The sequence below is a fragment of the Kribbella qitaiheensis genome (genome assembly GCF_042657745.1).
Classification (GTDB): Bacteria; Actinomycetota; Actinomycetes; order Propionibacteriales; family Kribbellaceae; genus Kribbella; species Kribbella qitaiheensis.
This window is the reverse complement of the sequence record NZ_JBHSKE010000013.1, coordinates 74,784-89,729: the sequence shown is the minus strand read 5'-3', so window position 1 is coordinate 89,729 and position 14,946 is coordinate 74,784. Positions and strand designations below refer to the sequence as shown.

Here is a 14,946-nt window from a genome sequence, read left to right as displayed (position 1 = left end):
GGCTGATCGGTCCGGACGGGGTGCTGGATCCCGAGCGCTGGTTCATCGTGATGCCGGACATGTTCAGCAACGGACTCTCGTCCAGCGCGTCGTCCGATCCGGAGTTCCCTTCCCTCGTGACGATGGCGGACAACGTGCACGCGCAGTACCGGCTGCTCAGTGAGTACTTCGGGATCACCCGGCTGGCCGCGGCGTACGGGTTCTCGATGGGCGCGGGGCAGGCCTACCACTGGGCGTCGCTCTACCCGGACATGGTCGAGCGGGCGATCGTCGTCTGCGGAAGTGCCCGGACCTCCCTGCACAACTGCGTCTTCCTGACCGGGCTGCTCAGCATTCTCGAGGCGGCTCCGGAGCACGTGGGCAACGGCCGGTTCAGCGCCGAGCCGGTCGCCGCCAAGCGGGCCTTCGCGCACGTGTACGCCGGCTGGGGGCTGAGCCAGGACTTCTACCGCGAACGGCTCTTCGAGTCGCTGGGCGCTCCGGATCTCGACACCTTCCTGCAGACCGACTGGGTGGACCGCTTCGCCGAGAGCAGCGCGGCCGACCAGTACGCGCAAGCGCTCACCTGGCTCGAGGCCGACATCAGTACGCCGTACGCGGGTGACCTGAATGCCGCGCTGGGAGCCATCGTGGCCCGGGTTCTGCTGCTGCCCTCGGCCACCGATCTGTACTTCCGCACCGCCGACAACGAACTCGAGCAGGCCTCGCTGCGCAAGGCGGAACTGGTCGAGATCCCGAGCCTCTGGGGCCACCGGGCCGGGTCGCCGCGGGACATCCCCGCCGATCTCGCCTTCCTCCGCGAGCACGTTCGCGACTGGCTCGCTTCCTGAGGTGTGGGAGAGTCGGGGTGTGACGATCGCCCAGGTTCCGATCGGGTTGCTGCCGCACCTGCGCCGTGCCCGGGATGTTGCTGATCGCAACTATGCGGAGCCGCTCGACCTGGCCGGGCTGGCCGCGGCGGCGGGCGTCTCGAAGTACCACTTCCTGCGCTGTTTCGCCGCGGAGTACGGCGAGACCCCGATGCAGTACGTCACCCGCCGCCGGATCGAGCGCGCCGCGGACCTGCTCCGGGCCACCAACCTGACCGTGACGGAGGTCTGCGGACTGGTCGGGTACTCCAGCCTCGGGTCGTTCTCGCGGCGGTTCGCCGAGTTGGTCGGGGTCAGCCCGTCGGAGTACCAGCGGACCCAGGCGGGCCCGAGGATTCCCGGCTGCTTCGTGTTCATGCTCGGCCTGAACTCAGCAATTCCGGAGAAGCACGCCGGGCACCCGGGGTCCTACCGTCGTACCGACCGCGACGACGAGGAGGAACTGTGATCACCAACGTCAGCCTGGTGACCGTCTATGTGAACGACATCGACGAGTCCAAGGACTTCTACACCGAGAAGCTGGGCTTCGTGCTGAAGGAGGACATCAAGCTGCCGGACTTTCACTGGTGCACCGTCTACCAGGCGGACCACCCGGAGCTCCGGCTGGCGCTGATGAAGCCGGGCCCGCCGATGGACGAGGAGTCGGCCGAGTCGATCCGCCGGATCATGGCGAAGGGGTCGATGCACGGCTTCGGCATCCGCGTCGACAACTGCCGCAAGACCTTCGACGAGCTAGTCGCCAAGGGCGTCGAGTACATCCAGGAACCCTCGGACCGCCCGTACGGCGTGGAGGCCGTGCTGAGGGACAACTCCGGCAACTGGCTCGTCCTGATCGAGGAGAAGCCCTACAGCCCGGAAGACTTCGCCTGACCACACAGTGGCTATTGACCCGAGTTTTTTGTATCAATACATTTGACACAAACAACTCGGGGAGTGGTTCTGGTGGAGCTGTTCATGCTGCTGGCGGTGGTGGCCGGCGCGACCTTCGGGTCGTGGCAAGCGTGGCGAAAGCGCAAGGAGACCGGACTCGCCGAGGCCTACGACCTGGTCCGGGAGGCGGGCCTCCCGAACGAGACCGATCGGGTGATGGCGGCCGCACAACGGTTCGAGCAGCGGCATACGGTGTTCACCGTCGGTGGATGGTTCGGTTGCGCGCTCGGCCTGATCTCGTTCGTGTATGCCGGGGTTGGAGTGACCGGTCTGGTCTGGTGGGGGCTGATCGGGACGTTCGGAGCGGGAGTCGCCATCTCTGTGCTCCGTTTCCGCGCTGTCCGGTCGGCCAGGACGGACGGACCGAGGACGGCCTCCCTGCGCCAGCGGCGCCTCTCGGACTACCTCGTCTGGCCCGAGATCCTGATCCAGTACGGCGTCCTCGTGCTGCCGCTCGCGAGCGTTGCGCTCGGAGTACTGGTGCTCACCGGTGACGAGGAAGCCCGGCGCGGCTGGCTCCTGGTGGCCGCCGGAGTGCTGTCCCTACTGATCTATGCGGCCGCCACGATCCTGCAGCGCCGGGTGCTCGGGCTGAACCAGGTGGCGAGCGAGGAGGCCGAGCTGCGCTGGGAGGAAGCGCTGCGAGCGTCTACGCTGCGGGATCTGGCCGACGTGATGATGTTGACCTGCTGGCTGATGGGCGGTGTCGTGGCGGTCACTTTCGACTGGCCCGGCGGACTGCCCTCGTTGGTGCAGCCGGTCACGTACGTCTTGTTCGGCGGGGGAATCGTGGCGATGGGAGTGGCAAAGCTGATGTCGGGTACGAAGTGGGGGCTGCGGCGTTCGCAGCGGGTGATCGGATGATCATCTCGGTGGATCCGGCCGCCTCCCAGCCGCCGTACGAGCAGGTGAAGCAGCAGATCGAGCAACTGATCCGGCGGGGGGAACTGGCGCAGGGGACGCGGTTGCCGACGGTCCGGCAGTTGGCCGGCGATCTGGGGCTCGCGGTCAACACGGTCGCGCGGGCGTACAAGGAACTGGAAGCGGACCGGCTAGTGGAGACGCGCGGCCGGAACGGCACGTTCGTGCTGGCGTCGCGCAGTCAGGTGGACGACGAGGAGACGCGGGCGGCGGCGACCGTGTTCGCCCGGGCCGCGCGCCGAGCGGGTCTCAGCATCGCCGAGGCAACCCGCGTCCTCAACGAAGCCTGGTGACCGGCTCCGGACGGAAACGATTCCAAGCAAGTTGGTGGCCATTTGCGGACCACGTTGTCCGAGCTCTCGACACGAGGAGTGAACGTAGCTAATCTCCCCGTCATTTGACAGCGATGTCAACGACAGGGGAGTGGTCACGATGGTGTCGAGACGAACGTTCCTGGCGGGTACCGGCGCACTGACGGCCGGCGGGTTCGGGTTGATCCCGGGCCAGACCGCCGTGGCGGCCGGAGCCGGTGGCACTGGTGATGCCGCTACCGCGGCCCGCCGCTTGCTGCCGGCCTTCGGCAGGCCGAAACACCTGCACTACGGCGATGTCAGTAAGCTCAGCGGCGGCGACCAGACCCTGCTCACCACCTTGCAGGGTGTCGTGAACCGCAGCCTCCCAGAGCTGTACTTCCTCTTCTCCCCGGGCGGTCCGGACGGAGTGGACGCCCGCTGGCTCAGGGACACTGGGCTCCCGACCACCCGGTACGCCGATCCGCTCGAGCTGGTCGCGAAGTACCGGCATCGCGTGCGGGGCGCGATCATCCACGACCCGGACGTGCCCGACTCGCTCAACGTGGCGACAACCCTGGCCGGCCTGGAGAACGCGGTAGTCGCGGATGCCGCGCAGGCGAAGGCGCACGGGCTGCGGATCGTCCAGGACCTGCGCGGGAAGTTCGACGGCGACCGGGTGAAGACGTACCGGTGGCAGCTGGAGAACCTGTTCCCGCGGTGCACGCACCAACTGCTCACCGGGTTGCCGCCGACGATGGTGGTCCAGGCCGAGAGCCTCACCTGGCACGAGATCGCCCGCGAGACCCGGCAGATCCGCGACTCGTCGAACCGCGGCAGCTACACGCTCGACGTGTCGCCCGCGCTCGGCAAGGAGGCCGTGTACGTACGCTTCGCGGACTCCTTCGGCGACGACGGCTGGGGCGCCTCGGTGGCGTCGGTCTCGGCCAAGGCGAACGGCGTCGAGATCGCGAACTTCCTGCCCGGCACGGACGCCGAGACACCGTTCCTCTTCGACGGGCTGAACTCCTCGATCGGCGGCGAGGGCAACCGCTTCAGCGACGGCGGCGGCTACTTCATCTACAAGTTCACGCCACCGGCCGGGACCACCTCCCTGACCGTCACGGTCGAGATGTGGAACCAGTACCTCGTCACCGCCACCGACACCGCGCCCACCCGCGTCGAGCCGTTCCCGTACTTCCGGGACTACGTGGTCGCGACGAAGGCACTCGTCAGCTGGCTGCCGCCGAACGGCCCGACCGGCGACCTGCTCAAGGAGCACTTCGACAAGGTGGCACCCACCACGCCGTACGCGGGCTGGTTCTCCAACGACGTCGCGGGGGAGTGGAGTGGTGTCGATCTCGCCACGCAGGGCGGTGTGGAGGTGATGCCGGCCGACTTCTACATGAACGGCACCGTGCACTCCGGGGTGTCGGCGCCGATCTCCGACAAGGTCCGCAAGCTGACTCCGGTCAAGCCCGGCAACAAGGTCTTCATCACGCTGACCTTCGGCGAGGGCGACAACGTGCAGTACTGCCAGCGGCACATGCGCGACCTGTGGGACGACCCGCACCGCGGTGAGGCACCGGTCAACTGGACCGTCAGCCCGTTGCTCGCGGAGGTCGGCCCGGCGCTGTTCAGCCACTACCAGCGCACGGCGACCAAGAACGACCTGCTGATCTGCGGGCCGTCCGGAGCCGGCTACACCTACCCGGGAGCCTGGCCAGCGGACGAGGTCGACGAGTACATGAAGCTGTCGGGCCGGTTCATGCGCAGTACCGGCATGGATCTCGTCTACGCCTACAACCACCGCGAGAACGACAAGTGGGTGCCGTTCTCCGAGGAGATCGGCCGCTCGTACGCCGAGCACACCCCGCTCCGCGGCATCATCCAGTCCTGGGAAGCGGGCGACCTGCTCGTACGCCGCGGCGGTATCCCCGTGATCGGCAACTTCTCCCCGCCCGGCAAGGCCGCGGAGTACAAGGCGGCCCTGGACGCCCACATCGCCGACTGGGACGGCAAGTCACCCCTGTTCATCGCCGGCGGCATCAACGCCTGGTCCTGGACCCCCACCGACATCGCCGAACTCGCCAAGCTCCTCAAGGCCCCCTACGAACTACTCCTGGGCAACACCTTCTTCGACCTCCTCAACCGCACCCTCTGACCAGAGCTGGACCTGCCGTGGGGTGACGGCAGGCCCAGGTTGGGGGTGGGGGCTAACTACCAGCGATGGGCGACATCGACGACCACGCGGCTGGTGTTGCCGGGGCCGGTGAGGGTGAGAACGCGGAACGGGAGGCGCGCGCGGACTCCCAGCCCGATCGTGGTCTGGCCTTCGAAGCTGCCGGCGTAGGCGACCTGGCGGAAGGTCTGGTAGCCGGTGACGTTCGTCAGTTCACGCCGGTTCGCCGGCTTGTAGGTCGGGACGCCCGCGTCGTTGTAGTCCGCGCCGCGCACGACCAGTTGGAGCTTGGCGCCACCGCGGAGCGGGACGAGAGCACCTTGACCGTCGGTGTAGACGTTCTTCACGTACGACACGTGGTACCCCGTCGGCTTGCCCGCGAGGTCGAAGACGATCCGGTCGAAACAGGCGTGCCGGCCGGTCCGGACGTTCGTCAGCTTGGCGGCGCTCATCTTGTTGTTTGCCTCGAGCAACGAGCCCCAGCCGGTCGGGCACTTGGTGGTGGCGGCAGCCATGGTGGCCGTCGACTTGGAGGTCGTCGTCTGGCCGGCGAGGGCCGGCACAGCGATCGCGGCCGCCGGAACCGCGGCGATCGCCAGGACGGCGAAGGCGGTGCGGATCGGTCGGTGGAGCGGATTACGGATGGTGTGGAAGTGCTTCATGATGTCCCCCCTTCGAGACAACTGTTAGATGCGTTCAGGGGGAGCTGAGTTGACATAATCCAGCGGTAATTTCAGGTGGCTGGGTGAGCACCCACGGCGATCAGTCGTCGCGGGGCAGAACGCCCGAAACCGCGACCAGACAGCCGGACAGGACCAGCGGCAGAATCATCGCGTCCTGGACGCCGAAGTGCTCGACCAGTTGGCCGATGATGGCCGGCCCGACGAGGAATGCGGCGTACCCGAAGGTCACCACGATCGCGAGCATCCGACCACCACCGACGTGGCCGGCGACCGCATAGACCTGCGGGGCAACCAGTCCGACCCCGAGGCCGACAAGTGCCCAGCCGACCAACAGCAAGGGCAGCGGCTGGGTGAAGACCGTCACCAGGTAGCCGGCGATCGCTGTGACGGCACCGACGCGGACGACGGCGCGGCGACCGACGCGTGCGACAGCCTGGTCGCCAAGCAAGCGGATGATCACCATGAAGCCGCTGACCGCGACCAGACCGAGTGCACCGGTCGACGGGTCGATCTTGGCCACGTCGGTGACGTGCACGGACGACCAGTCGACGGCCGTGCCCTCGGCGAGGCCGAAGCAGAACGCCATCAGCCCGAGCGCCCAGGCCAGCCGGGGGATCGCCGTACGGACGCCGTCCAACTTGTGCTCGATCTTCCGGCCGACCGGCACGATCCGGACGCAGACCGCGATCGAGATCAGCCCGGCGACGCAGAGGGTGCCCAGGGCCGGTCCGACGTTCGCGCCGCCGGTCCGGTCGAAGCTGCGCGCGATCAGCACGATCGTGCCGGCCGCGGTCAGGTTGCCCAGGCTCCAGAACGCGTGGAACCGGCTCATGATCGGTTTCGGCCGGGCCTGTTCCACCTCGACGCCGAGCGAGTTCATCGCCACATCCATCGCGCCGTTGCCGAGCCCGGCCAGCACCATCGCAACGATTGCCCAGGGCAACGATGAGGTGAGAGCGAGCAGCCCGACTCCGGCGGCCAGCAAGGTGAGTGTGCAGAGCGCGACCGGCCGGGCGCCGATCCGGTCCGCCAGCCGTCCTCCGATCTGCATGGAGACGACAGCGGAGGCAGCCAGACAGAACAGCAGCAGGGAAAGGCCGGAGGCGCTGACGTCGAGCCGCTCGCGCAGAGCCGGCAGCGTGCCGCCGACCCCACCGATCAGAGCGCCATTGGTGATGAACAGCAGCCCGACCGCGACAGCCGCGGTCCGGGTCGACATCACCGGCGGCGTGTCCGTCGCCGTCATCAGGCGAGCCGAATCTCGACGTCGGCGGATCGATAGACCTCGAGCGCCTCCGCGTCGGCGTCAGCGTCCGTGACGAGCACGTCGACTGCGTCAGGTCCGGCCACGGTCACCATCGCCGTCCGCTCGAGCTTCGCCGACTCGATCGCGAGCACTACCCGCGCCGACGACTGGATCAGTGCACGCTTCATCGCCGCGTCCGCGAGCGTGTTCGTGGTCAGCCCGTGCGCCGGCAACGCCGCACAACTGCTGACCACCGCCGTGTCGAAATGAATCCCTCGTACTCCGGCCTCGGCGGTCGCGCCGTACGACGCGAGCTCGGGGGAGCTGACTTCGCCGCCCGGCATGATCAGCTTCGTCCGGGCGGAGTCGCCGAGCACCATGGCCGAGTGGAGCGACAACGGCATCACCGTGATCGCGCGGCCGGAGAGTTCGCGGGCCACCGCGAGGCAGGTGGTGCCGTTGTCCAGGGCGACCGCCTCACCGTCGCTGATCAGCTCGGCGACGGCGGCGGCCAGCCGGCGCTTGACGTCCTTGCCCTGCTTGTCGCGCAGCGCGAACGGGATCACCTCGCCCCGCAGTGCGACACCGACCGCGCCGCCCCGGACCCGGCGTACCAGTCCTTGGCTCTGCAGCAGGTCCAGGTCGCGGCGGATCGTCATCTCCGACGTACCGGTGTCGTGGGCGAGTTCGGCGACCCCGACCCGGCCGGTACGGGCCAGCTCCTCGACGACGAACCTCAGGCGTTCCTCACTGTTCACCTGTCCATTCGAACAGGCCTGATGTTCGCTCGCAACCCAGTTTCGCGGGTCGCGGCCACTTTCTGATGCTCACTGGCTAATAGGAGTGACGGTTGACGTCGCAGGAGACAGGATGGCGCCTGATGACACCTGATGAGCTTCTCGACGTGTTCCACCGACGCATCCGCTTGCCGGACGCCGACACCATTCCCGGCTGGAAGCAGGAACTGGACGGCCTCGTGCACCGCTCGTACGCCGAGGGGCCGGGTGGCGGCGGATTCGTCGAGACGCCGCGCGGGCTCGGCGACGACCCGGACGCGGTGATCGCCGGCCAGATCGAGTTCTTCCGCGAGCGCGGGTTGTCCTTCGAGTGGAAGACCTACGCGTACGACGAACCGGCGGAGCTGGGGGAGCGGCTGGTCCGGGCAGGGTTCGTGGCGGAGGAGCCGGAGACGCTCATCCTCGGCGAGGTGGACCGGATCCTGGAGCGGCCGAGCGCGCTGCCGTCGAAGGTGCGGCTGCGCGACGTGCAGGAGCAGGCCGACTTCCACCGGATCGCCGTACTGATGGACACGCTCTGGAACAACGGGCTGGAGCGGATCGAGGAACGGCTGGCGAACGAGTCGAAGATGTTCCCCGACCGACTCGTGGTCACGCTCATCGAGGATGCGTTGAAGGGTCCGGACGGTCCAGCGCTGACGGCCGCGTGGATCCGGTTCCACCCGGGGACGGGGTTCGCGAGTTTGTGGGGTGGCGGGACGTTGCCGGAGTGGCGGCGGTAGGGGTTGTACAGCGCGATCCTGGTGCACCGGGCGCGGATCGCGAAGGACCGCGGGTACGAGTACCTCCGGGTGGACGCGTCCGAGGACTCCCGCCCGATCCTGCAGAAGCTCGGCCTGCACGCGGTCACCACCACCACGCCGTACCAGTTCTCCGTCTGACACGGCCGGGCCGGTGCGCGGAACGAGCGGCTGAGGTTGTACGTTGCGGAGATCATGGCCATGAAACTGACCTCGCGCTTCCGCCGGCTTCTGCAGCGCCCCGGCTCGATCGACCTCGGCCCGTACGAGAAGCTGACGGCTCTGGTCGGTGCGGCCGAGGAGTCGCTCCAGGAGCTGACCGACGACGAGCTCACCGAGGTCGTCACCGAGATGCGCAAGCCCGACGCGCTCGAAGAGGACGACCTGATCGAGTTCCTCGCGCTGGCGCGGGAGGCGGGCAAGCGGGCGATCGGCGAGCGGGCCTTCGACGGCCAGATCGTCGGCGCGCTGGCGCTCCTGCGCGGCCGGATCGTCGAGATGGCGACTGGTGAGGGCAAGACCCTGGCCGGTGCCTTCGCCGCCGCCGGGTACGCGATGGGCGGCCACCGCGTCCAGGTGATGGCCGTGAACGACTACCTGGCCCGCCGCGACGCCGAGTGGATGGGCCCGGTCTACAAGCTGCTCGGGATCTCCGTCAGCTACATCGGCCAGGCGTCCACCCCGGAGGAGCGCCGCGAGGCCTATCAGGCGGACGTCTGCTACGCCCCCGTCAGCGAGCTCGGGTTCGACGTACTGCGTGACCGGCTGGTCGACGACGTCGCCGATCGGGTGACGGTCAAGCCGGACGTGGCGCTGGTCGACGAGGCCGACTCGGTACTGATCGATGAGGCCCGGGTGCCGCTGGTGCTCGCGGGCGCGACCCGGACCGAGGAGCTGGACGACAACGTCGTCGCTCTGGTCCGCACGCTGCGCGCCCGGATCGACTACGAGATCGACGGCGACGGCCGTACGGTCGCGCTGACCGACAAGGGCACGGACAAGGTCGAGGAGCATCTCGGTGGCATCAACCTCTACGAGGACGAGAACCTCGAGCAGCTGACCCAGATCAACGTCGCGCTGCACGCGGAGGTGCTGCTGCGCAAGGACGTCGACTACCTGGTCCGCGACGGCAAGGTCAACCTGATCAACAACAGCCGCGGCCGGATCGCCAAGCTGCAGCGCTGGCCCGACGGTCTGCAGGCCGCGGTCGAGGCGAAGGAGGCCGTGCCGGTCAGCGACTCCGGCGAGGTCCTCGACAGCATCACCGTGCAGGCGCTGGTCAGCAGCTACCCCACGCTGTGCGGCATGACCGGTACCGCGGTCGTCGTCGGCGAGCAGTTGCAGGAGTTCTACAAGGTCGAGACCGCGCTCGTCCCGCCGAACAAGCCCAACATTCGCGTCGACGAGCAGGACCGGCTGTACCTGACCGTCGAGCAGAAGAACAAGGCGCTGGTCGAACACATCGCCGAGGTGCACGAGACCGGCCGCCCGATCCTGATCGGCACGCACAGCGTCGAGGAGTCCGAGCAGCTGAGCGATCTGCTCGAGGCGGCCGAGGTACCGCACGTCGTACTGAACGCCAAGAACGACGCCGAGGAGGCCGCGATCGTCGCCGAGGCGGGCGTGCCGGAGACGGTGACCGTGTCGACGCAGATGGCCGGCCGCGGTACCGACATCCGGCTCGGCGGGCGGGACGAGTCGCACGACAAGGAACGGGCCGTAGAGCTGGGCGGGCTGTATGTGATTGGCACCGGCCTGCACGCCTCTCGCCGGCTCGACGACCAGTTGCGCGGTCGCGCCGGGCGCCAGGGCGACCCGGGCGGCTCGCTGTTCTTCGCCAGCCTCGCCGACGAGCTCGTCACCCGGTACTCCGTGACGTCTGGGCTGCGGCCGTCGCCGGACGAGAAGGGGCGACTCACCGACCGCAAGGCGATCGGGATGCTCGAGCACTCCCAGCGCGTGGCGGACGGCGCGAACGCCGAGCTGCACCGTACGACGTGGTCGTACCACCGGCTGACCGGACAGCAGCGGGCGATCCTGCTCGACACCCGGGAGAAGGTGCTGACCGAGGATCTCGCCGCCGATGAGCTCGCCGAGCGCGCCAAGGAGCGGTACGACGAACTGGTCGAGGAGGTCGGCGAGGACAAGGTCAAGGACGCGGCGCGCAAGATCGCGCTGCACCACCTGGACCGGAAGTGGACCGATCACCTGGCATACCTCGCCGATCTGCGCGAGGGGATCCACCTGCGGTCGCTGGCGGGCGGCATCGTGCACTTGAAGCCGATCGACGAGTTCAACAAGTCCGCGATCGCCTCCTTCGACAACCTGATCGCGGACGCCTGGAAGGACGCGGCGGAGACGTTCACCGAGGCCGAGATCACCGAAGACGGCCTGGACGAGGCGGCCTCCGGCGTACCGCGGCCGACGGCGACCTGGACCTACCTGGTCAACGACAACCCGTTCGGCACCGAGGCCGACCGCATCCTCGGCCGCCTCCGCAACGCCATCAAGCCGGAATCCGCTGCCCAGGCGGAGGAGATCCCGGATGAGGAGTTCGAGGACCTCCCAGAGGAACTCCGCGACCTGGACGACGACGAGCTCCCGGAAGAACTCCGCGAGGCCGACGAAGACGAGGACGAAGACGAGAAGCCGCGCGACAAGAGCTGACCTCTCGGCTCTCGGCCAGGCACGGCGGGTGGGTGAACGCGGGGGCCAGGGGGCGCGGCCGACTGGAATGTCTGTGGGGTTGGCTAGGCTCGTGGCGTGAGTGATGGGTTGTTCGATCTGCCGGGTGCGCCTGCTCCTGCTCGTGGGGGTGGCAGCCTGGCTGATGTCGACCACACTTCCGCCCCGCTGGCGGTCCGGATGCGGCCGCGGAGTCTGGACGAGCTGGTTGGCCAGCAGCATCTACTGGCCCCCGGGTCGCCGTTGCGGCGGCTCGTAGAGGGCGACCAGCCGATGTCGTTGCTCCTGTGGGGCCCTCCGGGAACCGGGAAGACGACCATCGCAGCGGTGGTGTCGCACCAGACCAACCGGAAGTTCGTGGAGTTGTCGGCCGTCACCGCGGGGGTGAAGGACGTCCGCCAGGTGATCGACGGCGCTCGGCGCGACCTCGCCAGACCAGGCAACACTGTCGAGACCGTGTTGTTCATCGACGAGGTGCATCGCTTCACCAAGGCCCAGCAGGACGCCCTGCTCCCCGGGGTGGAGAACCGCTGGGTCACTCTCGTCGCCGCGACCACCGAGAACCCGTTCTTCTCCGTCATCTCCCCGCTCCTCTCGCGCTCCCTGCTACTGACGCTCGAATCACTCACCGACGACGACATCGCAGTACTGCTCGACCGCGCCCTGACCGACGAGCGCGGCCTGAACGGCGAGTTCGAGCTCGACGAGGATGCCCGCGCACACCTGCTGCGGATGGCCGGGGGAGACGCCCGTCGTGCGCTCACGTATCTCGAGGCAGCCGCCGGGGGAGCCCGGGCCAAGCAGGCGGCCACGATCGACCTGAAGACCCTGGAGACCGCGGTCGACCGGGCGGCCGTGCGGTATGACCGGGCCGGAGACCAGCACTACGACGTCGCCTCCGCGCTGATCAAGTCGATCCGCGGTTCCGACGTGGACGCCGCGATGCATTACCTGGCCCGGATGATCGAGGCCGGCGAGGACCCGCGGTTCATCGCCCGTCGACTGGTGATCTCGGCCAGTGAGGACATCGGCATGGGCGACCCGACCGCACTCGGCGTCGCGGTGGCGGCGGCCGAGGCGGTCCAGCTGATCGGCATGCCCGAGGCCCGGATCAACCTCGCACAGGCAGTCGTCGCGCTCGCGCTGGCGCCGAAGTCGAACGCGGTGATCATGGCGATCGACGCGGCCATCGCCGATGTGAAGGCGGGCAAGGTCGGCCCGGTCCCACCCCATCTGCGCGACGCCCACTACGCCGGCGCGAAGAAGATCGGCCACGGCTCGTCGTACCAGTACTCCCACAACGACCCGCGCGGCGTGGTCCCGCAGCAGTACGCGCCCGACGTGGTGGACGACGCGGAGTACTACAAACCCACCCGCCGCGGCGGCGAGGCGGCGTACGCCGAGCGCCTCGCGAACATCCGCAAGATCCTGAAGGACCGCTGAGCCTATGGACCGAGTAGGACAACACATCGACGCCTTCAACCACGCCGTCGGCACCGGCGACTGGCAGACCTTCAGCAAGCGCTTCGCCGCTGACGCCCGGATGTCGTTCGTCGGCGTCCCCGCCGGCCCGTACGTCGGCCGCCCGGCGATCGCCGAGGCCTACGAGACGAACCCGCCCACGGACACCATCGCCACCTTCGAACCCACCAACCCCACCAGCGACACCGTCCGCTTCACCTGGTCCTCCGGCGCAGGAGGAACGATGCGCTTCGCGTGGGCCCCGACGGGCGAAGTACGGGAACTCACCGTCACCTTCGACTAGCTCCCGGCGTCATTTGCGCGCACGGACTAGGTACTGAGCCTGCAAAGTGTGGGAGATTGTCGCCCGGAGGGGAGATTTCTCGGCGCAAGGGGGGGTCTGCAAGTGCGCAGGTACTGGCTATACAAGTGCAATCAAGCCGGCGGTCCCGCTGGCTATTTTGGAGACTGGGAAGCTGACGTGTTCTGTACGTCGGCCGAGAAACAATGGGGTGGCAGCTACAGCACTCTCGCCCACGAAGTATGGAAGCGACTCGACGACGATGTCGCCGGAGGTGACGTGGTCGTGGCCTACCAGACAGATCTGCGTGCAGTGATCGGGTTCTGTGTTGTCACGAGAATGACGGGGCCGGCAGGCAGACGGAACATCCTGCTGAAGCCGGTCGAGCGCCTGACAAGCCCCTTTGCGATCCACGAGCACAAGCGCGGAACGCTGTTGGAGGGATCCCATGCTGTCAATGGAATGGTGATGCTTCGCGAACTTGGGCGCCCGGAAATGGAGACTCTCCTCCAGCTGACCGGCTGTCCGCAGCGAATTCTCGAGGGCAGCGCGATTTCAGGCGGTTATCGACCGTGAACGACCGCCTGAAGGTCGTCGAGGACCTTGTAGCGAACCCGTGGTACCAGCTCTCCACAGCCGGACATGAACTGTTTCACACCAACATGCTGTACTGGCTTGCCAGGCAGCACGCGGAAGGCTCAGAGGCGATCTGGGATCTGCTCGCTGTGGATGCGCCTACCGACAGCTCCAAGTACCGGATCAGACGGGAATGGAAGCATGTCGACCTCTTCGTGGACGCAGGCCCGGGCCAACGCAAGCTAGTCCTTGAGAACAAGGTCGGCGCGATCCCGACCGTGGGACAACTGAGTGCCTACCGGGTGACCTTGCTGAGGGATCACGCGTTCGACGATGAACGAACCTCCTGGCGGCTGCTCTCTTTACTGCCGCCGACCTTCAGCCTTCCTGCCCCGTGGCGACCTGTGAACTACGCCGACCTGCTTCCTGCCATCGAGGCCGCCAGCACGAAACTCGACGGCGCAGCCCGGCATGTCGTCGCCGGATACTCGTCGTTGGTGAGGCAGCTGGTGACGCTGCGCGACAAGATCGACCCACTGGCCGAGCTGAACAGCCCGATGTTTCTTGATGCCGGGGAGAAGGAAGTCCTTCACGAGGGACGCCTCCTGGCCCTCGTCCTGAAAATGCAGATGAGCCGATGCGCCGAAGTTCTCAACGCTGGCATCGACGGCCTGCTCACCGGACCGAGACCCAAGGTGGTGGCGAACTTCAGCAGAGGTGAAGGCCTGGTCGAATGGCTGGTACCGGGACCGCGCGGACGTCACTTCGGCTGGCAGGCTCAGGGGCGCCAGTTTCGGTTGGTAGGAATCACCTCGGACCAGGATCCGCGGGCACGATCCCAGCGCGAGCAACTGATGGATCTGGATCACGAGTCTTACTTCAACTTCGATCTGCCGGATGGCCTGGCCGGCCTCCTGAACCCCTATCGCGGGCAGAAGGTCTGGCTCGGTTACGAACCAGATTTTGTCTACCGATATGCCACTCTCAAGCCAGACATCACCTGGCGCCAGTTCATGGATCTGGCGACGTGGTTCACCTCAGCTGCCCATTCATACGCCAGCACGAACGGCGTACTGCCCGTATGTGGCTGCGGGCGCTGCGCCGCCGCCATCTGAGGCGTTGATGTCATTGTGAAGGAAGCGGTGGTGTCCCTGAGCGTGCTGTCAGCAGTGTGCGCGATAAGGTCGGGCGGTCCGGGCACACCCGGGCGTAACGGGACAGGGCCGCGCTCGGTTGGGTGAGCGGGATGTCGGCTGGGCCGCTGT

16 protein-coding genes are annotated in these 14,946 nt (G+C 67.6%); 13 read left to right on the top strand and 3 right to left on the bottom strand.

The genetic code is table 11. From position 1 onward, the window contains the following. Positions 1–20 precede the first annotated feature (20 nt). The 6 genes from ACFPJ1_RS13045 (at position 21) to ACFPJ1_RS13020 (ending at position 5,174) form a co-directional block, all read left to right on the top strand. On the top strand, positions 21–830 hold the full coding sequence (locus tag ACFPJ1_RS13045; protein ID WP_380103848.1) for an alpha/beta fold hydrolase: 810 nt from the start codon (positions 21–23) through the stop codon (positions 828–830). A 19-nt stretch (positions 831–849) separates the two neighbouring features. After that, entirely contained in the window at positions 850–1,317 is a 468-nt protein-coding gene (locus tag ACFPJ1_RS13040) for a helix-turn-helix transcriptional regulator (protein WP_380103847.1), read from the top strand. Then, complete coding sequence (locus ACFPJ1_RS13035; protein ID WP_380103846.1) at positions 1,314–1,739, top strand: VOC family protein; 426 nt, start codon at positions 1,314–1,316, stop codon at positions 1,737–1,739. Before ACFPJ1_RS13040 ends, ACFPJ1_RS13035 begins: the two co-directional genes overlap by 4 nt. A gap of 72 nt (positions 1,740–1,811) precedes the next feature. Further along, positions 1,812–2,663: a hypothetical protein gene (locus ACFPJ1_RS13030; protein WP_380103845.1), complete on the top strand. Its 852-nt coding sequence runs from the start codon at positions 1,812–1,814 to the stop codon at positions 2,661–2,663. Next, complete coding sequence (locus tag ACFPJ1_RS13025) at positions 2,660–3,013, top strand: GntR family transcriptional regulator (protein WP_380103844.1); 354 nt, start codon at positions 2,660–2,662, stop codon at positions 3,011–3,013. Before ACFPJ1_RS13030 ends, ACFPJ1_RS13025 begins: the two co-directional genes overlap by 4 nt. A gap of 139 nt (positions 3,014–3,152) precedes the next feature. Beyond that, positions 3,153–5,174, top strand: a complete 2,022-nt coding sequence (locus tag ACFPJ1_RS13020) for a GxGYxYP domain-containing protein (protein ID WP_380103843.1) — start codon at positions 3,153–3,155, stop codon at positions 5,172–5,174. Positions 5,175–5,230: 56 nt separating this feature from the next. Here the strand turns inward: ACFPJ1_RS13020 and ACFPJ1_RS13015 are convergent, their stop codons facing one another. The 3 genes from ACFPJ1_RS13015 to ACFPJ1_RS13005 form a co-directional block, all read right to left on the bottom strand. After that, positions 5,231–5,854: an AMIN-like domain-containing (lipo)protein gene (locus tag ACFPJ1_RS13015; protein WP_380103842.1), complete on the bottom strand. Its 624-nt coding sequence runs from the start codon at positions 5,852–5,854 to the stop codon at positions 5,231–5,233. A 100-nt stretch (positions 5,855–5,954) separates the two neighbouring features. Next, complete coding sequence (locus ACFPJ1_RS13010) at positions 5,955–7,121, bottom strand: MFS transporter (RefSeq protein ID WP_380103841.1); 1,167 nt, start codon at positions 7,119–7,121, stop codon at positions 5,955–5,957. Further along, positions 7,121–7,879, bottom strand: a complete 759-nt coding sequence (locus ACFPJ1_RS13005) for a DeoR/GlpR family DNA-binding transcription regulator (protein WP_380103840.1) — start codon at positions 7,877–7,879, stop codon at positions 7,121–7,123. The genes ACFPJ1_RS13010 and ACFPJ1_RS13005 overlap by 1 nt, the downstream gene beginning before the upstream one ends. Before the next feature lie 122 nt (positions 7,880–8,001). On the opposite strand from ACFPJ1_RS13005, the gene ACFPJ1_RS13000 reads away from it, so the two are divergent. The 7 genes from ACFPJ1_RS13000 (at position 8,002) to ACFPJ1_RS12970 (ending at position 14,796) form a co-directional block, all read left to right on the top strand. Then, positions 8,002–8,640 (top strand): GNAT family N-acetyltransferase, encoded by a 639-nt coding sequence (locus ACFPJ1_RS13000; RefSeq protein WP_380103839.1) that lies wholly within the window; start codon positions 8,002–8,004, stop codon positions 8,638–8,640. A gap of 3 nt (positions 8,641–8,643) precedes the next feature. Continuing rightward, complete coding sequence (locus ACFPJ1_RS12995; protein ID WP_380103838.1) at positions 8,644–8,799, top strand: hypothetical protein; 156 nt, start codon at positions 8,644–8,646, stop codon at positions 8,797–8,799. Positions 8,800–8,859: 60 nt separating this feature from the next. After that, a complete protein-coding gene (gene secA2, locus ACFPJ1_RS12990; RefSeq protein WP_380103837.1) occupies positions 8,860–11,325 on the top strand; it encodes an accessory Sec system translocase SecA2 in 2,466 nt (821 codons plus the stop codon). A gap of 96 nt (positions 11,326–11,421) precedes the next feature. After that, a complete protein-coding gene (locus ACFPJ1_RS12985; RefSeq protein WP_380103836.1) occupies positions 11,422–12,786 on the top strand; it encodes a replication-associated recombination protein A in 1,365 nt (454 codons plus the stop codon). A gap of 4 nt (positions 12,787–12,790) precedes the next feature. Beyond that, entirely contained in the window at positions 12,791–13,108 is a 318-nt protein-coding gene (locus ACFPJ1_RS12980) for a nuclear transport factor 2 family protein (protein ID WP_380103835.1), read from the top strand. Between the two features lie 102 nt (positions 13,109–13,210). Next, complete coding sequence (locus tag ACFPJ1_RS12975; protein WP_380103834.1) at positions 13,211–13,681, top strand: hypothetical protein; 471 nt, start codon at positions 13,211–13,213, stop codon at positions 13,679–13,681. Next, entirely contained in the window at positions 13,678–14,796 is a 1,119-nt protein-coding gene (locus ACFPJ1_RS12970) for a PD-(D/E)XK nuclease family protein (protein ID WP_380103833.1), read from the top strand. Before ACFPJ1_RS12975 ends, ACFPJ1_RS12970 begins: the two co-directional genes overlap by 4 nt. Positions 14,797–14,946: the final 150 nt, after the last annotated feature.